General features: G+C 34.4%; 25 protein-coding genes. 14 read left to right on the forward strand and 11 right to left on the reverse strand.

Annotation, left to right across the window (positions count from 1 at the left end):
- Positions 1 to 2: 2 nt before the first annotated feature.
- On the forward strand, positions 3 to 854 hold the full coding sequence (locus BUR42_RS27085) for a hypothetical protein (protein ID WP_074242662.1): 852 nt from the start codon (positions 3 to 5) through the stop codon (positions 852 to 854).
- 93 nt (positions 855 to 947) lie between these two features.
- Here BUR42_RS27085 and BUR42_RS27090 read toward each other — a convergent pair whose 3' ends face one another.
- A complete protein-coding gene (locus tag BUR42_RS27090) occupies positions 948 to 1,205 on the reverse strand; it encodes a helix-turn-helix domain-containing protein (RefSeq protein ID WP_084185851.1) in 258 nt (85 codons plus the stop codon).
- A gap of 370 nt (positions 1,206 to 1,575) precedes the next feature.
- Between BUR42_RS27090 and BUR42_RS27095 the strand changes: the two genes are divergently transcribed.
- From BUR42_RS27095 to BUR42_RS27105, 3 genes are all read left to right on the forward strand, one after another.
- A complete protein-coding gene (locus tag BUR42_RS27095; RefSeq protein WP_074242663.1) occupies positions 1,576 to 1,824 on the forward strand; it encodes a hypothetical protein in 249 nt (82 codons plus the stop codon).
- Positions 1,825 to 1,861: 37 nt separating this feature from the next.
- Complete coding sequence (locus BUR42_RS27100; RefSeq protein ID WP_074242664.1) at positions 1,862 to 2,236, forward strand: response regulator; 375 nt, start codon at positions 1,862 to 1,864, stop codon at positions 2,234 to 2,236.
- 213 nt (positions 2,237 to 2,449) lie between these two features.
- Positions 2,450 to 3,322 carry a restriction endonuclease gene (locus BUR42_RS27105; protein ID WP_074242665.1) on the forward strand — a complete coding sequence of 291 codons (873 nt, stop codon included), beginning with the start codon at positions 2,450 to 2,452 and terminating at the stop codon, positions 3,320 to 3,322.
- A 419-nt stretch (positions 3,323 to 3,741) separates the two neighbouring features.
- Here the strand turns inward: BUR42_RS27105 and BUR42_RS27115 are convergent, their stop codons facing one another.
- Positions 3,742 to 4,860: a FecR family protein gene (locus tag BUR42_RS27115; RefSeq protein ID WP_074242667.1), complete on the reverse strand. Its 1,119-nt coding sequence runs from the start codon at positions 4,858 to 4,860 to the stop codon at positions 3,742 to 3,744.
- 48 nt (positions 4,861 to 4,908) lie between these two features.
- Positions 4,909 to 5,409 carry a sigma-70 family RNA polymerase sigma factor gene (locus tag BUR42_RS27120; protein WP_074242668.1) on the reverse strand — a complete coding sequence of 167 codons (501 nt, stop codon included), beginning with the start codon at positions 5,407 to 5,409 and terminating at the stop codon, positions 4,909 to 4,911.
- 590 nt (positions 5,410 to 5,999) lie between these two features.
- On the opposite strand from BUR42_RS27120, the gene BUR42_RS27125 reads away from it, so the two are divergent.
- From BUR42_RS27125 to BUR42_RS27135, 3 genes are all read left to right on the forward strand, one after another.
- Positions 6,000 to 6,446, forward strand: coding sequence for a MauE/DoxX family redox-associated membrane protein (locus BUR42_RS27125; protein ID WP_074242669.1), 447 nt, complete (start codon positions 6,000 to 6,002; stop codon positions 6,444 to 6,446).
- Positions 6,447 to 6,476: 30 nt separating this feature from the next.
- Positions 6,477 to 7,547 carry a hypothetical protein gene (locus BUR42_RS27130; protein ID WP_074242670.1) on the forward strand — a complete coding sequence of 357 codons (1,071 nt, stop codon included), beginning with the start codon at positions 6,477 to 6,479 and terminating at the stop codon, positions 7,545 to 7,547.
- A 79-nt stretch (positions 7,548 to 7,626) separates the two neighbouring features.
- Positions 7,627 to 7,923 carry a DUF6520 family protein gene (locus tag BUR42_RS27135; RefSeq protein ID WP_074242671.1) on the forward strand — a complete coding sequence of 99 codons (297 nt, stop codon included), beginning with the start codon at positions 7,627 to 7,629 and terminating at the stop codon, positions 7,921 to 7,923.
- Between the two features lie 64 nt (positions 7,924 to 7,987).
- Here BUR42_RS27135 and BUR42_RS27140 read toward each other — a convergent pair whose 3' ends face one another.
- Positions 7,988 to 9,343, reverse strand: a complete 1,356-nt coding sequence (locus BUR42_RS27140) for a TlpA family protein disulfide reductase (protein ID WP_074242672.1) — start codon at positions 9,341 to 9,343, stop codon at positions 7,988 to 7,990.
- A 568-nt stretch (positions 9,344 to 9,911) separates the two neighbouring features.
- On the opposite strand from BUR42_RS27140, the gene BUR42_RS29665 reads away from it, so the two are divergent.
- Both BUR42_RS29665 and BUR42_RS27145 read left to right on the forward strand, forming a co-directional pair.
- Complete coding sequence (locus BUR42_RS29665; protein WP_143197596.1) at positions 9,912 to 10,208, forward strand: DUF6520 family protein; 297 nt, start codon at positions 9,912 to 9,914, stop codon at positions 10,206 to 10,208.
- 211 nt (positions 10,209 to 10,419) lie between these two features.
- On the forward strand, positions 10,420 to 10,695 hold the full coding sequence (locus BUR42_RS27145) for a DUF6520 family protein (protein WP_074242673.1): 276 nt from the start codon (positions 10,420 to 10,422) through the stop codon (positions 10,693 to 10,695).
- 64 nt (positions 10,696 to 10,759) lie between these two features.
- On the opposite strand, the gene BUR42_RS27150 is transcribed toward BUR42_RS27145, so the two are convergent.
- Positions 10,760 to 12,115 (reverse strand): TlpA family protein disulfide reductase, encoded by a 1,356-nt coding sequence (locus tag BUR42_RS27150; protein ID WP_074242674.1) that lies wholly within the window; start codon positions 12,113 to 12,115, stop codon positions 10,760 to 10,762.
- A gap of 298 nt (positions 12,116 to 12,413) precedes the next feature.
- On the opposite strand from BUR42_RS27150, the gene BUR42_RS29670 reads away from it, so the two are divergent.
- The 4 genes from BUR42_RS29670 to BUR42_RS27165 all read left to right on the forward strand — a co-directional run bounded on the left by BUR42_RS29670 (position 12,414) and on the right by BUR42_RS27165 (position 15,526).
- Positions 12,414 to 12,710, forward strand: a complete 297-nt coding sequence (locus BUR42_RS29670; RefSeq protein WP_143197597.1) for a hypothetical protein — start codon at positions 12,414 to 12,416, stop codon at positions 12,708 to 12,710.
- A gap of 568 nt (positions 12,711 to 13,278) precedes the next feature.
- Positions 13,279 to 13,572 carry a DUF6520 family protein gene (locus BUR42_RS27160; RefSeq protein ID WP_143197598.1) on the forward strand — a complete coding sequence of 98 codons (294 nt, stop codon included), beginning with the start codon at positions 13,279 to 13,281 and terminating at the stop codon, positions 13,570 to 13,572.
- 39 nt (positions 13,573 to 13,611) lie between these two features.
- Positions 13,612 to 13,908, forward strand: a complete 297-nt coding sequence (locus BUR42_RS29675; RefSeq protein WP_143197599.1) for a DUF6520 family protein — start codon at positions 13,612 to 13,614, stop codon at positions 13,906 to 13,908.
- A gap of 262 nt (positions 13,909 to 14,170) precedes the next feature.
- On the forward strand, positions 14,171 to 15,526 hold the full coding sequence (locus BUR42_RS27165) for a TlpA family protein disulfide reductase (RefSeq protein WP_074242677.1): 1,356 nt from the start codon (positions 14,171 to 14,173) through the stop codon (positions 15,524 to 15,526).
- 78 nt (positions 15,527 to 15,604) lie between these two features.
- On the opposite strand, the gene BUR42_RS27170 is transcribed toward BUR42_RS27165, so the two are convergent.
- The 3 genes from BUR42_RS27170 to BUR42_RS29685 all read right to left on the reverse strand — a co-directional run bounded on the left by BUR42_RS27170 (position 15,605) and on the right by BUR42_RS29685 (position 16,779).
- Positions 15,605 to 15,892 carry a DUF6520 family protein gene (locus tag BUR42_RS27170; protein ID WP_074242678.1) on the reverse strand — a complete coding sequence of 96 codons (288 nt, stop codon included), beginning with the start codon at positions 15,890 to 15,892 and terminating at the stop codon, positions 15,605 to 15,607.
- Between the two features lie 163 nt (positions 15,893 to 16,055).
- Positions 16,056 to 16,352, reverse strand: a complete 297-nt coding sequence (locus tag BUR42_RS29680) for a DUF6520 family protein (protein WP_143197600.1) — start codon at positions 16,350 to 16,352, stop codon at positions 16,056 to 16,058.
- A 130-nt stretch (positions 16,353 to 16,482) separates the two neighbouring features.
- Complete coding sequence (locus BUR42_RS29685) at positions 16,483 to 16,779, reverse strand: DUF6520 family protein (protein WP_143197601.1); 297 nt, start codon at positions 16,777 to 16,779, stop codon at positions 16,483 to 16,485.
- A gap of 369 nt (positions 16,780 to 17,148) precedes the next feature.
- On the opposite strand from BUR42_RS29685, the gene BUR42_RS27175 reads away from it, so the two are divergent.
- Entirely contained in the window at positions 17,149 to 18,501 is a 1,353-nt protein-coding gene (locus tag BUR42_RS27175; RefSeq protein ID WP_074242679.1) for a TlpA family protein disulfide reductase, read from the forward strand.
- 62 nt (positions 18,502 to 18,563) lie between these two features.
- Here the strand turns inward: BUR42_RS27175 and BUR42_RS27180 are convergent, their stop codons facing one another.
- The 3 genes from BUR42_RS27180 to BUR42_RS27190 form a co-directional block, all read right to left on the reverse strand.
- Positions 18,564 to 18,842, reverse strand: coding sequence for a DUF6520 family protein (locus tag BUR42_RS27180; protein WP_074242680.1), 279 nt, complete (start codon positions 18,840 to 18,842; stop codon positions 18,564 to 18,566).
- Between the two features lie 255 nt (positions 18,843 to 19,097).
- Positions 19,098 to 20,033, reverse strand: a complete 936-nt coding sequence (locus BUR42_RS27185) for an NUMOD4 domain-containing protein (RefSeq protein ID WP_074242681.1) — start codon at positions 20,031 to 20,033, stop codon at positions 19,098 to 19,100.
- Positions 20,034 to 20,389: 356 nt separating this feature from the next.
- A complete protein-coding gene (locus tag BUR42_RS27190) occupies positions 20,390 to 21,370 on the reverse strand; it encodes an AlbA family DNA-binding domain-containing protein (protein WP_074242682.1) in 981 nt (326 codons plus the stop codon).
- Positions 21,371 to 21,413: the final 43 nt, after the last annotated feature.

Genomic DNA, 21,413 nt, shown 5'->3' on the forward strand with positions numbered 1-21,413 from the left:
TTATGAAACAAGTAAATGTTGAAAATCATGATTATTTGTGTGTTGAAGTATTTCCACGACTTGGTTTAGAAGGGGTTTTTAATGATGCTCTTATGGCCGCAATGAAAAATGGAGAACCAACTATTATTCTTGAAGCATCTGCTAAATATGGTAAAAATAATGAAGATTTATTGGTTATTAAGCCACGGTTGGATTTAAACGAGGAAGACGGTCGGTATTATGCAAATGCAATTACAGCATCGTTAACGCAGCCTGGCAAAGAAAGCTTTTCCCTTCAATTTGATCTTTATGCGCAAAAGGGTTATTCGATAGATGATATGTATAAAATGATGGACGCAAAATATATTCATCAGGATATTAAAAGACGAGATGGGACTAGAACAGAACGATGGAGCAGAGTAGAATTCAAGAAAAATGAAGAAGGGAAGCTTGTACCTTATTTGCGCCATGAGTATAGTGATAGTACTAATTTTAACCTTATTAAGGAATTAGGCCGGCTTCCTTTAGGAATGACCCAGCAAGAAAAGGAGGATATGATCTTTGACATGAAACACGGTGATCCTGGTGTTGCAATGATTAGAAAACCAGATGGAAGCCGTGAACGAGTTACTTTAGTTCCTAATCCGAAAACTGCGCAAATTCACGTTTTTGATAGAAATGGTAATCGTTTAATGTTAAATGATAATAAGGTTAGAGTAGAAACTTCTCAAAAGTTTGTTGTTGTCGGTAGCGAGGATAATAACAACATTACACCTGCAGCAGCAAGAATGCTTGAAGGCGGAAACGATCAAGGTGAGGGTCAAGATCGGGGGAGAGGCCAGGGACAAGGGAGAGGGGGCAGAAGAGCCGGTTAGGTTTTTTATAGGTTTTAAGCCGGAGATATTTTCTCCGGTTTTTTTTATTAAATGAATGATATATAACTACTTACATAATTCATTTTTAAAGTACTAGATTAAACTATTTTCATCTTTCTCAGGAAGAAATAATTCAGAGGTACTAGTACCCAATGCCTCAGCTAACCTTACAATTGTTTCAAACTCGATGTTCCGTTTCCCATTTTCAATCCGGCTTATTTCAGATCTTTCAATATTGGTATGAAAAGAAAGATCATCCTGGGTCATTCCCAAAGCTGTCCTTTTTGTTCGCACGTTGTTACCAAAATTGATCAATTCTACTATATACCGGCTTGATTCCATGATTGTCATAAAAGTGACAAAAAATGGTAGAATTGTTTGTGTGATATATCACACATTTCATTATTTTTCGTAAATTACACCTGAACATAACAGTTAGTATGTAATAATTTCTACTTTTGCGACTTCTAAAATATTAAGGAGCTTTCGCTAAAAGATCTCGTCATTCGAAAACTGGTAATTTTCAATTGAATAAGCAGACGAGAGGCTGATAAAGTGAAGCACCCACGTAAAAGCGTGGGTCCACTTAGCCTGTCTGCTTAGGTATACCAGTACCTCGATGGCATGGTGAGGTGTGGCCTGCGTTTTTTTATTCCTTCCCACTAACTCTCCTCTAGGTTTAAATGCCCATTCGGGTTTTTGTAATTTTAAATGTTTTAATATGGCAAAGGTGCCAAGCCCAAAGCTAAGTTATTTAGGGTTTTTGTATTACCAGTTTCTAGACTTATCTCTTTCATTTAGAGAACGTGTTTGTACAGAATGTGGATGGAGTGAAGCAACTTTCTATCGTAAAGCAAAAAGTAAAAAAGGATTATCAAAAGCTGATAAGGAAAGAATTATGAACATCTTTCAACTATTGTTGGATAAGGTTATATCCAATATAAAGGATTATTCTGGTAATGATCTATAGTTAGTAAAGTTGCTTTGATCAGTATAGAAATGATATTATGAAAAGGGTTATTCTGATAGATGACAATTTGATTGATCAAACTATTTTAACTAAGCTTTTCTCTCATTATGGGGTTAAGCTTGAAACAGCTAATGATGGTGAAGAGGGTATTAAATTAACTAAACAAATTATACCAGCTTTAATTCTATTGGATATAAAGATGCCTGTAATGGATGGATTTGAAGCACTTGTTTATTTTAAAGCGGATATAATACTACAGAATATTCCCATTGTAATGCTTTCTGCTGACTTAATTTCTAAAGAAGTAGAAAATCTTTTATTAGTAAATGCAGTAGGTTTATTAAAAAAACCTGTTTTCCCAAAAGACATAAAAGCTTTGCTAGAAAAATATAAAATACTTGAAGTTAAATAGGGTTTTAATTTTTTGTCTTAAGCTTAAATTGGAATTTAAATGCCGCCCTGGACTATTAAGTCCGGGGCTTTTTATTATAGATTACTCTTCCAGAGCTGGTATTGTGATTCCTGACAGATGTGCTTATTTAAAATTAGTTATATTATGCAGCTTTTTCTTAAATCCCCCCTTGCTAATTCAATATATTATAGTATATTATTTTAAATAGATTATATGAGTACTTCCCATGAGAAGGGGCTAAGCCTCGAAAATGCACTCCAAAGATTGCAGGAATCAGTAATTTCAAAACTATACGATTGTAATAAAGCCAAAATTATTGTTGAACCGCGAAAGATATTAATTACACCTGAAGGAAATAAGGAGGAGATTGATCTTTATGTTGAGATTGAACATTCAGAGATTCACAAAACGATCTTAATTTTTGAATGCAAAAATTGGGATTCCAAAAGTGTAGATAAAGATATTGTTACAGTTTTTGCAGACAAGATAGATCTGTGTGGTGCTCAGGATGGATATGTAATTGCAAAGAGTTTCACTTCTGGGGCCTACGCTAAAGCAAATGCTTATCCAAGAGTAAAATTGTTAGTAGCTACTGAAGATTTGGAAGCCGTAAAAAAAGTAGCAGAAATTGATATATCCTATACTAAAGCTATTCCAACCCTATTAAAAGTTGATGTTTCCGGTTTTATGAATGAAGATGGAGTTTTTGTTGACCCATCTATGGAAATACCTCCAGATGTAACAATAATTCAACATGGAGTGGAGAGTTCTTTTAAAGAATATTTCGATAAGCGTTTCGATTTTGAGAACTTTATTAGAGATAGTATTAAACATGTTCAAGATATCGGGGATCAGAAAGCATTTTACGAGGTATCTAAAAACGAGCAGTGGGATTTCGAAGATAATTGTATCAAGTTTAGAGGTGAATTATTTCATAGTATGAAATTGAAGGTTGGTATGCAAGTGTATTTTTGTAGAGCAAAATTCAATTATGCTTTTGATATAGAAAAAAATGGACAATACTGTCAGCAAGAGTTTGAGGATGAGAACGGAAGATCTGTAGTCGTTGATATTATAAGACACTAGTGAATTAAATAACATTTGTTTTTTTTATGCAAATAAGCAATATTTGATTTAACATTTTTCAATTACTAGATTTTCATTTTTAAGTTTTTTGACTATGTATACACCAATCATTGTCCCCTGGATTTGCATAATTATTATTATTGTATTTACTGTAAGAGTAATAATAAGACTGTTTAAAAGACCTATTGGCTCACCTATTTTAAAAAATTTATTTATTCGATTACAAAATATTATCAAACTGAAACGTAATAGCTAGAATATCTACCTCATAAAAAATGGTTACCATATTAAGTCTTATAAAAAATACAAAACCTCCTTTGTGCTAAGGAGGTTTTGTATATGAAAAATGTAAAATTAGCTTCGCAGCTATTATTGCTAGTATAAATTTACTTAATTGTACTGCAATGTATTCGCATTAACTACTTGCAATGAATAGCACCGTCTTTTCTATACAAGGTTACTCTGCCTGTATTATTTAATATTTCCATCAAATTTTCTACAGGTTGATGCCGGTTAAATTTCCCCCTTAAGAGTAGTTTACTTATTGCTGGATTATCCATTATAACCTGCTCATTATAACAACGGTTGATCATTTCAGCTATTTCAGATAATGATTCATCCTCAAAAAAATAAACTCCCTGCCTCCAGGAAAGGGTCGTAAAAGGGTGGAAATCTTGAACAGTTGCTGTACCGGCACTTTCATTTATCCTCGCTTCTTTACCTGGTACAAGTTCATACAATTTGCCAGCATTTTCTACAGCTACCTTGCCTTTTACTAATGATGTAACAGTAGTGCCTGTTTTATATGTGTTGACGTTAAATTCAGTACCTAATACCCTTATTTCTGTTCCCTTACTATGTACAATGAATGGTTTATCCGGATCAGGTGCAATATTAAAATAGGCTTCCCCATCTATATATACTTCGCGCTTTTCATCTGTAAACTTTAATGGAAAACGAATACTTGACACGCTGTTAAGCCAAACTTCTGAACCATCCGCTAAAATCACTTTATAATCTAATTTGGGAGGTACTTTCAACGTGTTCCAACCTCCTGGATAGTCCTTATTATCAATACGAAGCACCCTATTCTGGTTGTTTAATTGAGCATCGCCTGCTACAATCTTTTGAGTGCCAGTATCTTGTAATAAAATTTGTTGACCGTTAGCCAATTGAAGCGTTAGTTCATTATTTTGAGCTAATTTATTAACCGAACTTTGAGTATTATTCTTGAAAGCAAAATATCCACCAACAACAAGTATTGGAATAAATACCGCAGCAGCTGCCCAACGTCTAATCTTGACTTTACGCTGATACACCTTATTGCGCTGCTTAACCAGCAACAAACTTTCCTCCACATTTATCTTCCCCATCATTTCCTTAGCTTGATCCTCTGGAACAGATTTTTTTATTTGTTTCTGCATCTCCTGTGCTTCAGGATCTTCGGCTAAAATAGCCTCCAGTTCAATACGCTCCTGATCAGTTATCTGATCATAATGCTCTCTTAGCAGTAATGTATAAAGATCAAGTCTATCCATACTTATATAAAACAAAAAAAGATGTAAAAGGGGTGAATCAAATGTAATTTATCTTGTTAAAATTGATTTTCTTAAGCTGGAAAGCCCAAGTTTAATGTGTGTTTTTAACGAATTTATTGAGATCCCCATCCGTCCTGCAGCCTGTTTGTACTGTAATTGCTGGAAAAAAACCAATTCCATAGCTTTTTGACGTTGAGGAGGTAGCGATTCCATCAATTTTTTCAGATTCTTTTGTTCCTCTTTTTCACCTGGATAAGAAAATGCTGTTTCATCTGATAAAAAAGTCATTATTTTAATTGAATTTCTCTTCCTTTTTCGGGCATTTATGGCATGCAAACATCTGTTATGGACTGCCTTATATAGGTATCCCTTCAAATTGCTTTCAGGTGGTGTTTCCCTGGCTAATAGGGAGATAAAGACGCTTTGTACTATATCTCTTGCTTCCTCCACATCTCCCAACATTTGATGGGCGTGCATGCAAAGCACAGGATAAGTACTCCTAAATGTAGCATCAAATAGTTCATTATCGATTGAACTTAATTCCTTCATTTATCAATAAATATCTGTAATTCAGTTAGTTAACAGCCAAATTTAGCTATTTCCAATGTTAATGACAACTTCTTTAACAGTATTAACAATACTCTCCTTGTTCACTACCTGAGTAGCCATTGTCCCTTTGGTGGTCTGTTATCGACTCCGCAAGTGCTGTACAGTCCCCGAATGATACTTTCCGCCGGGGGCCATTACATAAGATCACTAGCGGGACTACAGCTTCCGTGTGGTGGTCTGTTTATCGACCCCGCAGGAGTTAAAAGAGATTATTCGTGACACGTGAAAGGTCTCTTGGTTAGGACTCAGAATAATGATTTTAGAATAAAATTTTCACTGCTGTCGTTTTACAGTAGGTGATAGTAGTTTTGAGTTATCAAAGAGACACAGCAAAATTAGTAACCATTTAGCACAGACAGGACCTAGCCATTGAGACAGTTACCCAGATCCTTTATTTAGGGTTTTATCATTAGCATTTTCTCATTAAACCACGTATATATTAGCCTCATAATTTTACATAAATATTTATTTAGGAAAACCCAATACAAAATATTTAAGTCTTTATCCCAAGTTGGACTAAAACATATTTTATGATGCGCAAGATTATTATTGAAATCATTTGTATTTCTTTTATCCTTCTATTTGTTTACACGGCTGTCTCCAAATTTATTGATTACGATAATTTTAGAGGCATCATAGGCCAATCTCCGTTAATTACAAAGTTTGCCACTCCTTTATCTTTCATTGTTCCTATTGGAGAAATTGTAATTGCATTAATGCTGGCAATACCTCGCTATCGCTTAAAAGGTTTATATGCATCTTTTGCAGCTATGGTGCTTTTTACTACGTACATTATTGTACTAGTCACTTTATCTGAGAAAGTGCCTTGTTCATGCGGTGGAGTTATACAACGTATGTCCTGGACACAACACCTTTATTTTAATATATTCTTTGTTCTTGTTGCTTTAGTAGGAATTGTTCTACAAACAAAAGCAGAAGGGAATACACCTAATGGTCCTCGTTTTGCCAATGCTTAAATACTTATAAGCTTTATTAACTTTTTTAAGATGAAAATTAACAAAATAGCCAAGTTTGTAATTATTTGTATTGCTACATGTGGGGGGCTCGTACTTATTCTTTATGCATTTATGCCTAGACCGAATTCAATTAAGAACGGATTTGTACGAAATATAATCCCTGCAAAAGCAAAACTTGAAAAAGTACTTGATACTAAATATACAGCGTATTATTTCGCAGGTAATACTGATCACCATATTTATTTGGGAAATTATTCTTCAGCCATGCATATACTTGTGGTAAATAGTGATCTAACTGATACTACTACCTACACACAACACCTGGAAAAGAATGAAAAGGGTGCTTGGAAGCTTGCAAGACTAATTGTAGACTCCCCAACTGTATATATTTCTGATGGGATTACACCTGCAATTTACAGAAGTAATTTGCATGAACTAAGTCTTTCAAAGTATTTTGAGAGGTCTTGTTTTTTTACATCTGCTATTAACGTTTCTCCAAATTCATTTTTAGTAAAAGGGGTGAAGAATAAAGAGAATCTTCTATTAAAAGTAACTAATGATAGTCCTTATGTGAAACCTATGCCCAACGTTTTGGAAAAACAGGTTGATGGACTTTTTTGTACCGATGGAACTTTAATAATTGATCCTGAAACCAAAAATTTAATTTACCTCTATTATTACCGGAACGAATTTTTAAAGCTAGATACCAGCCTAAATATAATTTATAAGGGTCATTCCATAGATACTAATAGAGTAGCTCAAATTAAAATAGCTGATGTTACTTCGCACAGTAAAAGGATTATGTCTGCCCCACCTACATTTGTAAATAGGAGTGGTACAATTTATAAAAATCGCCTTTACATATCTTCTGCATTGAGGGCCGATAATGAACAATCAAAGGAATATAATAAAAATGAAACAATAGATGTATACTCCTTAGAGAATGGCGAATACATAAATAGTTTTTACATGCCAAAGTTTAAAGGAGCAAAAGCCGAACAATATAGAATAGTGAATAATCGAATTATAGCAATCTATGAACATACATTATGTATGTATTCTTTACCAGAAGAAATTAATGATCATATAAGTATCAAGTAATTCTTATTGCAATAAGGTCAGGAGTAGCTGAAAACCTGTATAAAAGAGTAGGCATTATTAATGATTCCAAATTAGTTTTATGAAAAAGAAACTGTTTTTAGCTGCTGCTGCATTTATGCTGGCAATTGGTGGCGCATTTGCATCTCAATTATTGCTTCCTGAACCAGGTTTCAGTAAAAAAGCTGATGTTTCCATCCCTACTGGTGTACAACAAGATCTTTGTGAAGTAAGGGAAGAATGTGATGGTGGAACTTTTGCTTGTACTGCAGATTTCCAAGAAGGTGCTATCATCTATACTAACGTTCAATTGTATGGACTTAGCAATCCTGCTGACGTAACTACCTGCACAGTTGCTCTTACAAGGTCAATCCCTTGATAGTCTCAATTTTACAAGTTGAACTGGTAGTTTTTCTACCAGTTCAACTTAGAATTATTGTTTATTATTTTTGATCCGAGATAACCAAAACTTTCATCTCTCTCTCTTCCTTAACAAGATCCAAACCATATTTCTGCAGTTCCCTTTTTACCTGGTGTATATCAGACATTAATGCATCAATTTTAAGGTCTACATTGCCTGTGATGCCTGTTTCGTCAATTAGTGTTACAAGGCTCATTTCATTTATATACCTATCTAACAAATAGGGTAATTGTGACCATTTAAAATTTCCAAATGTCACACCTGTTATCTCCCCTTTATACACTATTGGTCCTCCCTTTGTTTTAAGTCTTTCGTGTGAATAATTTTTAGCAGTTAATTTCCAGATTGGCATTTTCCGGTTTTCTACTGTTACCTTATATCCAAAATAGCCTTCTAAATCTCCTTGCATTCTTTTCATTAAGCCTTCCTTAGTTGCTAATTCTTTAGGAACATCTAAACTATAATTGTATAACCCTTTAAGTTGTCTATCACTCCAAATAAATAAGGACGTGTCTTTCAGGTTTAAAATGGGTTGTCTATACACCTTTTCGTATAAGCTATCTCCTCTAATCCAATGGTGTTTACCAAAGTAGGCCAGGTTGTAAAATAGGTTTAATGGAATTCCAGCTACTTTGTACCCTTTTCTAATATATATATCAGAGTTAAGTTGATAGTCAATGCTTTGGAGGAAAAAATCTTGGTTAGTGAATTTTGTCAGGCTGGATTGGAACAATATCAAAGAATCGGATGGCTTGGGATGCATATTATTAATGCCTGCAGAGAATTTTTCTCTATCTTTTGGATATAATAGTACTGATTTTCTATCTATTAGTTGCCGCATTTTCTCTTCAGTTAAATCTCGTCCATCTGTTATTGCAACTAATGTGCCCTCCGGATTTATAATAAAAACGCATGGGAAGGACCATACATTCCATTTTTTTATGATTATTGAATCATAAGCTGAAACTAAATTTTTAAGCTTTTTTTCTTTATTAAAATCGTCATAGACTTGCACTATTGAATTCCCTCCAACTCGATTTGCATTATATCCTACTAATAGGAATTGAACTTTGTCTTTGAATTTTTCTTGCAATTCATTTACATGGGGAAAGCTTTTTATGCAGACAACGCACCCTTTAAACCAAAGATCTAGGATTAACCATTTTCCCTTGAAATCATTCAAAGATGCTTTAGTGGTTTTGTAGTTTGTTATATAATCTAATGTGAAATCCGGCATAGGCTTTCCTATTTCTGGATTTTCAAGTTTTATTGTCCTGGACTCATAAGAATTATTCGTTGCCATTCCCACCTGGCCCATTACTAAATTTGTTATAGTTGTTAAACTGGCTACCAGAAATAATAACTTATGTTTTTTCATCTTCAAGTGTTAGTATGTGAATATCAATTTGTTTTAATATAACCTTACTGCGCCATTGCCGCAGTAAAAGTCTCTCACATAATAAGACCCGAATAAAGAGGTTAGGGGTGAAGAACTTCCCCTATTTTACTGAAAATATTGCCCCGTTGGTGCTCTGCAATGCGGCCCGGAGGCATTGTCCCTGTGGCGGTCTGTTTATCGACCCCGCAGTATATACCATTGACATCCATACAGTCCTTTTGGGCTCACTATGTTGACCCCGAATATTGCGTACAGCCGGGGTCCATTAGATGAGACCTCCAGCAAGACTAATGAGACCTCCAGCAAGACTAATGAGACCTCTAGCAAGACGAGATTCGCAGAAGTAATAACATAAAAGAGTGATACTGTATGCTAACAGCAGTATTGGTTGTTAACTTTACATTTAACAGCTCCAGTTTAAGTTCCGCAAATAGAACATCCACTAACATCTCATCTCATAAGACTAGCTACACTACAACAAATTATAAGGACATCTGAAAGCCTGATAAAAGAATTGGCATATCCTTTTACCTTTCAATTTAGTACCATGAAAAAGACATTTTTATTATCAGTTCTTGCATTTATAATGGCAACAGCAAGTGCATTTTCTTTCAAAAACGTAGATAGTGATTTATGTTATAGTAAGATAGTTGATGTCTCTACACCTAGTGGGGTTCAAGATTTTCCATGTGAACCAAGATTAGAGTGTGATGGTGGGCCATTTGCATGTACAGCAGACTTTCAAGAAGGAATGATCATTTATACAAATATCCAATTGTATAGGCTAAACAATCCAACCGATATGACAGATTGCACAGTTGCTTGTACTAGATCTATACCCTAATCCAGGTTAAAATTTTGATAACAACTTGACTTTCGGTGATGATGGATGAACCATACTAGTTATATACTCAATCACAATATTTAGTTTCTCCGAAAGAGCATTATGCCTTATTATTTCAGCTTTCCATTAATGATTTTATTGCAATAAACAGGGGCATCCGAAAACCTGTATAAAAGAGTAGGCATTTTAATTAATTTTCCAAATTAGTTTTATGAAAAAGAAACTGTTTTTAGCAGGTACAGCTTTCATGTTGGCCATTGGTGGTGCTTTTGCAACTCAATTATTACCACCGAATGGTTATTCAAAGCTTGTAGATGTGCCAAATCAGGGAGTACCTTGCAAAATTAGAAGCATTGAGTGTACAGGCGGTAATTTTGTTTGTAATGCAACATTCCAAGAAGGGGGAATTACCTACAATAACATTCCACTGTATGACTTAACTGCTACAGATGTTTGTGTTGAACTGCTGTCACAACCACTTCCTTAATTCTCTTTGTTAATAAACTATAGCCGCTAAAGTGCGGCTATAGTTTATTAAGATAACTTAGGAATTACTTATCCTTTATAACTAAAACTTCCATTTCTCTTTCGCCTTTTACGATGTCTAAATCGAATTCTTTTAAGTTCTTCCTGACAGCTTCAATATCCGACATAAGCGCATCTATTTTGATGTCAATGTTATAATTTAGGTTAGCCTCATCGAAAAAAGGAGTTAGAATCATTTGGTTAAGATATCTTTCTAATATTAAAATTAAAGTAACCCCTGGCGTATTTGTAAGCGTCACCCCCCCTGCACCTCCTGCTCCCGATTTATCGCTTGTATTAGGAGTTCCGCCTTTTGACTTTAATTTTTCAATAGCACCGGGCTTGGCTATCAATAACCATACTGGCATTTTTCGTTTTTCAATTGAAGCAGCATAACCGAAATATCGGGATAAATCTTGTCGAATCCAATTCATTAAATATTCTTTTGTTACTTTGGATGATGGTAAGGTTACTATATAATTATATAAGCCATGTATTGTTTTATCACTCCAATTAAATACACTTTGATCTTTTAATTCAAAGATTGGTTGACGATAAACTTTAGTGTATAACGAATCTCTTCTTGTCCAGTAGTGTTTTCCAAAATAGGCTAAATTATATAGAAATTGCAACGCAATTCCATTGGACTTGTAACCATTTCTTTTTTCTATACTATAATTTAATTGATAGTCTATTGGTTGTATGAAAAACCTACCTTCAGTAAATTTAGATAGCTTAGATTGAAATAATGTCGAAGAATCAATTTCTATATTTTCCCTATCCTTGGCATAAACAGATTTATTGTCACTTTCGATAAAAAATGTTGGCTTTTTATTGTTAACTAGTTCCTGTAACTTACTAATTGACATATCTCTCCCATCAGTAATGCTAACAAGAGTTCCGTTTGGATCTATGATATAAATATGTGGAACTGAGAATGGCCCCCAAACCTTATATAAGGTGGAATCGAAAGCGATAGGAAGTATTAAATTCTGTTTTACTCTTAAGCCCTCATATAGGTTTTCAATTCCATCTAGACCTTTATGCGGTACTCCAACTAACATAAATTGAATTTGGTTCTGAAATTTCCTTTGGAAGGAATCAATTTTTGGAAAACTTTTTATACAAGGTACGCACGTGGTCATCCAAAAATCTATAATTAACCATTTGCCCCTAAAATCATTAAGGGAAGCTTTATCTATTTTGTAATGTTTGATATTATCTAAAATAAAGTTCGGCATAGGCTTACCAACTTCCGGCATTTCAACCTTTTGTACTCCGGTTAAAGTATTATTTGACATTACCTCGTTCACCTGGCCGCTTGTTGAATTACTTACCAATGTGTTAATCACCAGGACTATTATTAATCTTAATGGTTTCATCTTAATTATTAAAACATAAATGTTAATAGATATTAAACTTTCATACTGCGTTGTAGGCGCAGTGAAAAATTCTTCAATAATAAGACCTTAAGTATCGAATAAAGGGTGAAGAACTTCCCTTTTTTTACTGAAAATATTGTCCAGTTGGTGGTCTGCTCTGCGGCCCCGAGGCATTGTCTCTGTGGCGGTCTGTTTATCGACCCCGCAGGAATTATTCGAGATACAGTAGAAAAAATCCATACTGTCTGCTCATTTCAGTGATTGCTGTTAACTTTAATTAGGGAAAATTTATCTATGTATGAGAATTGAAAGAACAGCCCTTACTATCATTATGTTTATTGGTGCAATAAGTGGAGCTATTGCATCTCATTCGCTATTAGATGGACCCAGTTATTCGAAAAATACAGATCTCCCAGATATTCAAAGTATTCCATGTCAGGCAAGAGAAGCCGACTGTGATGGTGGACTATACGCCTGCACGATAACAATAGAAACTGAATGCGGAGGAGTTTATCCTTCAATTCAGTTATATGAATTATTAGGATTGACATCTTGCACCATAGCAAAAACCCGTTCTTTACCTATAGAGGAATAGTATTAACGGTATTTTCTACTTTAATATTCCATTGTATAGTATTAATCATCCTAGTGATCCAACATCTTGCACAATTCTTTGTACCACTAGTGAACCATATTATTTAGCCTATAATTTCACTATTATGAATAAGAAAACCATTATTCTGTTACTTTCCACATTTGTGACTGCTGTTTCAGGAGCATTTGCTTCAAATCTTTTTATACCAGTAGACGGGTATAGTTCAATGGTCTACGTATCTAAGCAAACGATCCCATGTGAATTCCGTAAAATTTGCGACCTGGGAACATTCGTTTGTACTGCAACATTTACTATAGGAAACACAACCTATGTGGACTTCGGGTTGTTTAAACTAGAGGGTACAGAATGTACATTGTTATTATCTCAGTCAACCCCTTGATTGATGCATTTATTTTTATTGGGAAATTATTTTCCTTCAGTTTCTTGTATTAAATCGCACTTCTTATACTGGTATTTGGCTATTGGGAATGGATGAACAATTAGATTGTACATTGCAGTTTATGGGTTATAATAATTGAAAATGTTAATTGACTTTAAATTTGTACTTATGAAAAAGAAAACCATTATTCTGTTCCTTTCCACATTTTTGACTGCTATTTCTGGGGCATTTGCTTCCTATTACTTTATTTCTGCACCTGGTTATACCAGTTGGCTTACGCTTCCTGCTCAGGAAGAACCTTGTGTTTATCGTCGCGATTGTGACGGTGGCCAGTTCGTTTGCAAAGCAAGTTTTATGATAGGAGGCACGTTATACTATAAATGGACCATGTATGGGTTAAATCTTCCTACTGATCCTACAGAATGTACTATTCCATTATCCATGTCTACTGAGCTTGATTGAAATCATAGTTAGCCATTGTATTAATTTAAACCTTTTTATATGAACAAGAAATCCTTTTTCCTTGTCTTTAGTACTTTCCTATTGGCTATTTCCACGGCTTTTGCATCAAATATATTTATTGCAGCCCCGGAACTTGGGTATAGCAAGCAAATTGATGTTGAGTGTCAACCAGAACCATGTAAACTGCGAGGAGAATGTCCTGGTGGACCATTTATATGTACTGCCACTTTTGTTGAATGTGATATAGTATATGTTAACATAGCTTTATATGGTCTTAATAACCCATCTGATCCCACATCTTGTACCGTTCAATTAACGCAGGAAAATCCCAATTAATTCATATCATTTAATAGTTTTTATATTTTTAGCACAACTTGTCTTAATCCTTTTAGTGTCAAAAAATTTTGCTACCTCCTTATCTAGGGAGGTTTTTTCTTGATGCAATACTCAAGATCTTTCTATAAAAAAGTGCGGCGATTCACCCTTAACCTTATTCTTAGGGTCTTATATGGGAGAAAACGTTTTAAAACGAAGTATAACTCTCTTAATATGCTGCGGTTATATAGCAGTGTTATTTATTTAACGATAACAGCTAATAATGAAAAATACCACTCTTATATTTATCCTATTTGCAATATTATCAACTAGCAATAATGCCGCCATGGCCCAGGACAACAATTCCCTATCTGAAAAAATGGAAATGCCAGAAGTAGGAAAACCTATGCCTGACTTTACCCTGGACAGTATAGAGAATTTCAAAACAAACAAAGTTAGTCTCCAGGATTTGAAAGGACAGTGGTTGATACTTGATTTTTGGTTTTTGGGGTGTCCTTCTTGTATATCAAGTTTTCCAAAGATGAACGAAATACAGAATAAGTTGAGCGATAAATTACAGATAGTTCTATTAGCTGCTGTTAATGATGATAAGGGCGAATGGCATAGATCTGAAACAACGAAAATATTCTATAGAAAACTCAGAAACAAACAAGACTTAAGCTCGCTCCCAATTATTTATGATTTTAAATTATACAAAGATTGGAGCATTATGGCCATGCCACATTTAATAATTATTGACCCAGATGGAATTGTTAGGGCTATCACTGATGGAAGGGATTTAACTTTTGAAAAACTTACAGCTCTCTTTAAGGGAAATGAAGTCAGTTTTTTTCCGGTGAGATCAGATCGACAGGAATTTTTAGGGACGAATAACAAAATGGAAAATCAAAATGTTATTTTCAATTCGATATTAACTAAATATTCCCAAGAAGAGTTTTCAAATTATACAATAGATTACCAACTTAATGATTCGAATTATAAGCGAAAAGGCTACACATCTTCAGGATCGCTGCTCTATCAACTGTACAATATTGCATATATTGGGTATGGAGATTGGGGCAGAGATAATAAAGTACTTTATGATAATTATTATAAGTTTCCCATTCTGAATATTAAGGATAAAGTACCATTCACAAATGTAGAATCTCCAAAATTTTGGTTTAACTACAGTTTTTTTGTTCCTGCTTGGATGGAAAGTAAGGGAAATATTATGAAATTTATGCAACGTGATCTTAAAAATTATTTTGGCTACAATGTTAGACTTGAAGAAAGAGAAATGGATGTACTGGCCTTAATCGCTAACGAGGGTGCTGCAGAATTGCTGAGAAACAAAGATGGTAAATTTTATTCTGATGCTGGTGAGGGGTATTTTGTTGCAACAGCCGGATTTAAGAAAAGAAATTTTGACGCTCGGCACTTGATATATTATTTAGGCAATAATTTAAAAGAAACTATTTTGACGCCATTTTATGATGAATCAGGTTTGGAAGGAAAGATAGATATTTCAATTGATGCATTAATGACCGATTTGAACCAAGTTAGAATAGAGTTGCAAAAATATAAGCTTGATATTGTGCAGAAGAAGCGGAGAATGAAAGTTTTAGTAATTTCTGAATAATTTAACCTCCTAAACATTGTATTACGGAGTTTGAAGGGCTGATTAGATATTTTCAGCCCTTCTAGTATAGAGAAACTTTCATTCAGGAGTATCTCTAGTTAAAACAATTGTACAAGATGTCAAGTCTGATGCTATTGCCAACTTATACATCTGAATGTTTACATAAGTAACAAGTCCTTCATCAAATGTAGCTGTACAATTAAATTGACCTCCATTGCATTCGATCCTTGCTTTACATAAGGTTTCTTGTCCTGGTACATCAACCAATTTTGAATAACCAATATCTGCAGTTAATAGCTGTGAAGCAAATGCTCCACCAATTGCCAGGATAAAAACCACAGCAGATAAGAAAAGTCTCTTTTTCATAATGCTAAATTGAAAGGTAAAAGGATTTGCCTACTCTTTTTACAGGTTTTCAGCTTCCCCTGGTTCTTTATCTATAATTATGCTATCACACTTCCCTTATATGTAAAGAATGGTTGACCTTCAGATAACGAGGCTATTTTTAGTATTTTTTAGATTCAACGCTTTATGGAATGGATCTAGTTAATTGAATATTGCAATCAGTTGGATTTCCAGGAATATCTAATCCATATAACTGAATTCCAACGTAAAATACAGATCCCTCCTGGAAATCGGCTGTACAAACAAAAATTCCACCATCGCATTCCTCCCTAGGTACACAAAGATGTTGCTGTTCACCTCCAGGTTCATTTACATCTTGTATTCTACTGTACCCTATCTGAGGGAATAAATAAGTAGATGCAAATGCACCTCCAATGGCCATAATAAATGTTACAGCTGATAAGAAAAGTCTCTTTTTCATATTGCTAAATTAAAAAGGTAAAAGGAATGGCCTACTCTTTTCTACAGGTTTTCGGCTTCCCCTTGTTTAATATCGGTATTGAATTCAAGTTCCGACGATATCTTAATAATATGGTATAACTATTTTTCGTTTAAGGTTCTGACCTTGTGCATTCAATAGTGCAAGTAGTTTCATCACCAGGACCTGCAAGTGAATACAATTTAACATTAGTATATGTTACAGTTCCTACTTGAAAATCTACTGTACAAACAAACAGTCCCCCATCACAAGACTCTCTTATTTCACAAAGTTCTTCTTGCTCCCCTCCTGGAGTATTTACATCTATTGCGCGACTATAACATAATACAGAAGTTGAGTAATTTGAAGCTGCCGCTCCGGCAATGGCCAGCATAAAAGCAGCTGCTGATAGAAAGAGTCTCTTTTTCATAAAACTAAATTGAATGGTATAAGAAATGCTTACTCTTTTGTACAGGTTTTCTGCTTCCCCTGAATAATGTGTAAGGTTAAGTTGGACGGAATTAGTTCTGCTTGAATTCAACTATAGGAGAGTTTGGAATCTAGGAAATCCCTATATAAAATTACTCAATGATACTGCAGATGCCATACAGTAGATACTTTTTTATCTCAGCTCAGGAACTCCGTAGAACAATTACTATTAATATTTTCTTCAGATTTGGTGAAAAATTCACCCTTAAGCCTCCTCTTTGGGTCTTAGTATATGAGAATTGTTACTGCGTCCACAACGCAGTGAATAATAACTTAATATTCCTTAACATTTATTTATTAATGACCAAAGATGAATACATTAAAACTAATAGTAATTCTGGCGGCTACAATAACAGTAGGTAATGTAACAATGGGGCAAGTGGGAATGGCATCAATTAATAACTCAATAGACAATGTAAAAAATGTTGAAAAGCCAGAAGTAGGAAAACCAATGCCGGATTTCACACTGGATAACATTACTAATTACAAAACAACAAAAGCTTCCCTCAAGGATTTTAGAGGCAAATGGCTGATCTTAGATTTGTGGTTCAAAGGTTGCGCAGTTTGCATAAAGAGTTTTCCGCATCTAAATATATTGCATGAAAAATTTAAAGATAAAGTACAATTTATGCTAGTTGGAGATATTTCAAAGGATGTTGGAGGAAATGCGATTATTGAAACTTATGAAAATGTCAGCGAAATTCAAAAACTCAAATTGGCTTGTGCTTTTGACTCTACAATTATACAGAAATACCAGATACATTCATTCCCTTATGTTTATATAATTGACCCCAACGGAATACTAGTAGCAATTACAGATGGAAGAGATATTACAAATGATAAGATAGAGAAATTAACTGATGGTAAATCTGTAACATTTTTCCCTAAAGAAAGAGAAAAATTCATAAGTGGAATAAATAATTCAAATCCGAAAGATTCAGATTCTTTAATATTATTTCAATCGACATTATCAAAGTATACAAACCAAGATTTTTTTCTACCCCCAATCGACTATCAACTTACAAACCAATTCAAAAGAAAAGGCTTCAAAATTGCTGGAGTAGCTTTACCATTCTTATACAACCTGGCATATTTCGGTAAACATCATTGGACAATGGGAGATAGTTTATACGAAAAAGTCCACAGACAGCCTGTGCTTAACATAAAAGATTCATCGCTGTTCGACTGGAATGATAGAATAATTAAAGGGTTGTATAATTATAGTCTAGATATGCCTCCATCAAAGGCAACGAAGGAAAATATAATGGAATACATACAAAATGATTTGAAAAAATATTTTGGCTATACTGCTACAATTGAAAAAAGATTTGTGCCTGTTTGGGTAATAATTTCAGAAAAAGATGCTTTGGAAAAACTCAGATCAAAAAGTACAGTGACTTCGTTTAAAGGCGATGAAACTTGCCTAATTTTAAAGAACTATAATTGGTCAAAAGTTCCATATTTGCTAGTAAGGTATATGAAAGAACCAAATTTGATTACTGTTTTCGATGAGACAAATTTAACTGGCGAAATCGATATAAACATAACAGCCTTCATGTCAGACTTCGATCAGGTCAGAAAAGAATTGAGAAAAAATGGGCTTGATATTATTAAAAAAGAAAAAGAAATGAAAGTATTAGTAATATCAGATTTGAATAATTAGAAATTAAATAGGTATAACCGCTCAATAAAGGGGTTATACCTATTTAACTTAATAGTTAGGACCTAATTTTCTTCTGAATGTGTCAGCAAAATTGTGCAAGGATTTGTAGTTGGAACCTTGTACATATCAATTCCTACGTAAAGGATACCATTGTCTTCAAAAGTAGCTTTACATGCAAACTGGCCTCCATCACATTCCTTCCTATCAACGCAAGGAGCAGATTGAGTTGGTACATCTTGGATTCTACTGTAACCCAGATCTACAACTAAAAGTTGGGTTGCGAAAGCTCCGCCAATTGCTAACATAAAAGCAGATGCTGATAAAAACAATTTCTTTTTCATAAAACTGAATTGAGAGATAAAGAACAATTCCTACTCTGTTATGCAGGTTTTCGGAGACCCCTGTTTATTGCAATAAAGATTTATTGGGAATAGAATGATGAGTAAAATTGTGAAGTTGATTCCGTGGAAAATTAGCCTTTGGGTCTATCAATTACAAAACTAACAGTCATTACTGCAAACGCAATTCAGTATGTGGAATTTTATTTTATGAACGTATAAATTTCTAATATATCGATCCAAAATAGATTGAATTATTCAGGACTGTAGTAATAAACGCTTTTTTGAAATACCTTTTACCCAATGGAAACCACCAGCTGTTTTTGCTTTTCCTCTTAATACCGCTGAAATACCAGTATAGCCGCAATTAGCTGCTTTCGCAGCATCTTTAAGGCTATTATAATAAGCAATGAATTTGCCCTTTAGATCGTATTGGGTTACCCTAGTTCCGCGAAGTAATAAACGATGCTCTGCTTTTTGCTCTTTTAGAGCTATAATATCTATAGATGCTTCTTCGCCATGGCGCCAATAATAGCCTCCTGCAGTATTCTCTCTTCCATTGACAACTCCACTGATTGAATTAACGTAAATGTCAGTTATCCTGGCTGCTTCATGAATACTAGCATATGTTTTAATGATTTTCCCGTCATTTCCATATTGGCTCACTCTCTTAGAAGTGACTTTAGTAGAAGCTTGAATTGATTTTTCTAAATCTATGTGACCAAAGTTATTCACCATTCTCCCAAGATTGACAGACCTTCTTACTTTATTTATGATGGTGGATGCCATTAGGTTTTTAGGATAAATATCAAATCCGTTTCCATTTTTAACTAAGATGACTGTCTTTTTGTCCCTAAGATCAAAATCTTGCACGAAATATTTATACACTAATCTTCTAACAGGAAAAGACTTTTGTTTCCTTTCAACCATTATATTGACAATCAATTGAAATGTGAAGTCTTTATGGTATTTGTTAGGAGCTTTATAAACTACTAGTTTCGATATCCTTTCTTGCAATATTTTTACTCCTCCATTGCCAGTAAATATTTCTCTTTCTAACCCTTTAATTCTGCCATGGTTTGATACCTGGTAATAACCATTTACTTCTTTTATGTTTTTCCATATTTCTCCTGGCCTATTTCGTAGACTTTGATCCAGGTATGCCGGCAATCTATTTTGGGTTGATATTGCCATAAGAGAAATTTTAGCTAAGTCAATTTATGCAAAAGTGCTGCAACCGCTATGCAGTAAGCCCACGGAAAGCATCAAAGTACACTGCGGGGTCGATGAACAAACCACCGCAGGGACGAAGGTGGGAATGTCTCGCTGGGATCTCTTGAAAAAGGACCTGGCAGTAGGTAACTTTTTCGGGGGCGCCAGTACAGACCCTAAAAAGACATTATCACGGTTAAATAGATTGTAATGCACCTGAAGGGAAAAATGTAAGTTATGTACACCTGCGGGATCGATGAACAGACCGCCGCAGGGACAAAATAATTGTCCAGCTGGAGGAACGAAGGTGGTTAACCTGATATTATAAATACTTGTAACTAGGCTATAATAACTCTAGGTATAATTGTTACATTATTTGTAGTATGAACGAGAAAATCCTTAATTATAAGATCTTTACCTTGAGACTTAAATTCATTCACTTTATTTGTAGCACTTTCAATACCCCAACCAGAGAAACTTAAACTTTCAAGATTAATTCTTGCGAGTCGAATTTCTTGTGACTTTAATACTCCGCCATGAAACCAATCTGGGCTCAAAAGAGACTTGGATCTAAATGAAATTTTTTCAGAAGCACCAGAATCTTCATATAACGCCATTGTTAATTCTAAAAATTTAAAGGATAGTGGACGACGGCCCGTATTTTCAAAGGTAAAATTTATAGAGGCTGTGACTCCAATACAGTGGTATTTCCCATTTTGTAAATGTCTTGATGGTCCAATGTCAGGTATCTTAAGATCAATAGTAACGTGTAATTCATATTCAGGAATAATGTTTTTCCTATCATAGTACATTAATTCTAAATCATACTTAGTTGCTGGAAATGTGCCTGTATTCTTTCTTACAAAAATCCGTTGCTCAACTTCACTTTTAATTAGACCATTCTTGTCAAAGGTTTGGTAATTACGTATTAAATGCGGTTTGTGCAATGACGGGGGAATATGTAAAACACCCAGGATATTCTTCTCATATTCCGTTTCGTAATAATTGATCTCAAAAGCGTCACTTACGTGTCTAACTATTAAAGAATAGAGGTCAGCACTATCCCTAAGTCCGCAATGTGAAAAGGAAGCATCTGTAAATGTTTTAGTTTTATCATCATAGCCAATAATAATTAAGCCTTCCAATCCGAAAGTATTAGCTATGGCAGAGGTATCTTTAATGAATTCGCTAATACCTCGCTTATCCTTTAAATCATACCATTTTTCTTTGAAATCTACTTTTGGGTTTTCAGCTTCCAAACCTGATAAGGATTGTTGAATTAGCTGAATTACCTGTTCGGATATTTTTGGAGGAATCATAAGGAATTGGATTGGAACTGTTGTATAGGATAAAAATCCGATG

The organism is Chitinophaga niabensis (assembly GCF_900129465.1).
Taxonomy (GTDB): domain Bacteria; phylum Bacteroidota; class Bacteroidia; order Chitinophagales; family Chitinophagaceae; genus Chitinophaga; species Chitinophaga niabensis.

Excerpts from the sequence above, each read along its gene's own strand:
- BUR42_RS27085 (WP_074242662.1), top strand. The coding sequence starts at position 3 with ATGAAACAAGTAAATGTTGAAAATCATGATTATTTGTGTGTTGAAGTA.
- BUR42_RS27090 (WP_084185851.1), bottom strand. The coding sequence starts at position 1,205 with ATGACAATCATGGAATCAAGCCGGTATATAGTAGAATTGATCAATTTT.
- BUR42_RS27095 (WP_074242663.1), top strand. The coding sequence starts at position 1,576 with ATGGCAAAGGTGCCAAGCCCAAAGCTAAGTTATTTAGGGTTTTTGTAT.
- BUR42_RS27100 (WP_074242664.1), top strand. The coding sequence starts at position 1,862 with ATGAAAAGGGTTATTCTGATAGATGACAATTTGATTGATCAAACTATT.
- BUR42_RS27105 (WP_074242665.1), top strand. The coding sequence starts at position 2,450 with ATGAGTACTTCCCATGAGAAGGGGCTAAGCCTCGAAAATGCACTCCAA.
- BUR42_RS27115 (WP_074242667.1), bottom strand. The coding sequence starts at position 4,860 with ATGGATAGACTTGATCTTTATACATTACTGCTAAGAGAGCATTATGAT.
- BUR42_RS27120 (WP_074242668.1), bottom strand. The coding sequence starts at position 5,409 with ATGAAGGAATTAAGTTCAATCGATAATGAACTATTTGATGCTACATTT.
- BUR42_RS27125 (WP_074242669.1), top strand. The coding sequence starts at position 6,000 with ATGATGCGCAAGATTATTATTGAAATCATTTGTATTTCTTTTATCCTT.
- BUR42_RS27130 (WP_074242670.1), top strand. The coding sequence starts at position 6,477 with ATGAAAATTAACAAAATAGCCAAGTTTGTAATTATTTGTATTGCTACA.
- BUR42_RS27135 (WP_074242671.1), top strand. The coding sequence starts at position 7,627 with ATGAAAAAGAAACTGTTTTTAGCTGCTGCTGCATTTATGCTGGCAATT.
- BUR42_RS27140 (WP_074242672.1), bottom strand. The coding sequence starts at position 9,343 with ATGAAAAAACATAAGTTATTATTTCTGGTAGCCAGTTTAACAACTATA.
- BUR42_RS29665 (WP_143197596.1), top strand. The coding sequence starts at position 9,912 with ATGAAAAAGACATTTTTATTATCAGTTCTTGCATTTATAATGGCAACA.
- BUR42_RS27145 (WP_074242673.1), top strand. The coding sequence starts at position 10,420 with ATGAAAAAGAAACTGTTTTTAGCAGGTACAGCTTTCATGTTGGCCATT.
- BUR42_RS27150 (WP_074242674.1), bottom strand. The coding sequence starts at position 12,115 with ATGAAACCATTAAGATTAATAATAGTCCTGGTGATTAACACATTGGTA.
- BUR42_RS29670 (WP_143197597.1), top strand. The coding sequence starts at position 12,414 with ATGAGAATTGAAAGAACAGCCCTTACTATCATTATGTTTATTGGTGCA.
- BUR42_RS27160 (WP_143197598.1), top strand. The coding sequence starts at position 13,279 with ATGAAAAAGAAAACCATTATTCTGTTCCTTTCCACATTTTTGACTGCT.
- BUR42_RS29675 (WP_143197599.1), top strand. The coding sequence starts at position 13,612 with ATGAACAAGAAATCCTTTTTCCTTGTCTTTAGTACTTTCCTATTGGCT.
- BUR42_RS27165 (WP_074242677.1), top strand. The coding sequence starts at position 14,171 with ATGAAAAATACCACTCTTATATTTATCCTATTTGCAATATTATCAACT.
- BUR42_RS27170 (WP_074242678.1), bottom strand. The coding sequence starts at position 15,892 with ATGAAAAAGAGACTTTTCTTATCTGCTGTGGTTTTTATCCTGGCAATT.
- BUR42_RS29680 (WP_143197600.1), bottom strand. The coding sequence starts at position 16,352 with ATGAAAAAGAGACTTTTCTTATCAGCTGTAACATTTATTATGGCCATT.
- BUR42_RS29685 (WP_143197601.1), bottom strand. The coding sequence starts at position 16,779 with ATGAAAAAGAGACTCTTTCTATCAGCAGCTGCTTTTATGCTGGCCATT.
- BUR42_RS27175 (WP_074242679.1), top strand. The coding sequence starts at position 17,149 with ATGAATACATTAAAACTAATAGTAATTCTGGCGGCTACAATAACAGTA.
- BUR42_RS27180 (WP_074242680.1), bottom strand. The coding sequence starts at position 18,842 with ATGAAAAAGAAATTGTTTTTATCAGCATCTGCTTTTATGTTAGCAATT.
- BUR42_RS27185 (WP_074242681.1), bottom strand. The coding sequence starts at position 20,033 with ATGGCAATATCAACCCAAAATAGATTGCCGGCATACCTGGATCAAAGT.
- BUR42_RS27190 (WP_074242682.1), bottom strand. The coding sequence starts at position 21,370 with ATGATTCCTCCAAAAATATCCGAACAGGTAATTCAGCTAATTCAACAA.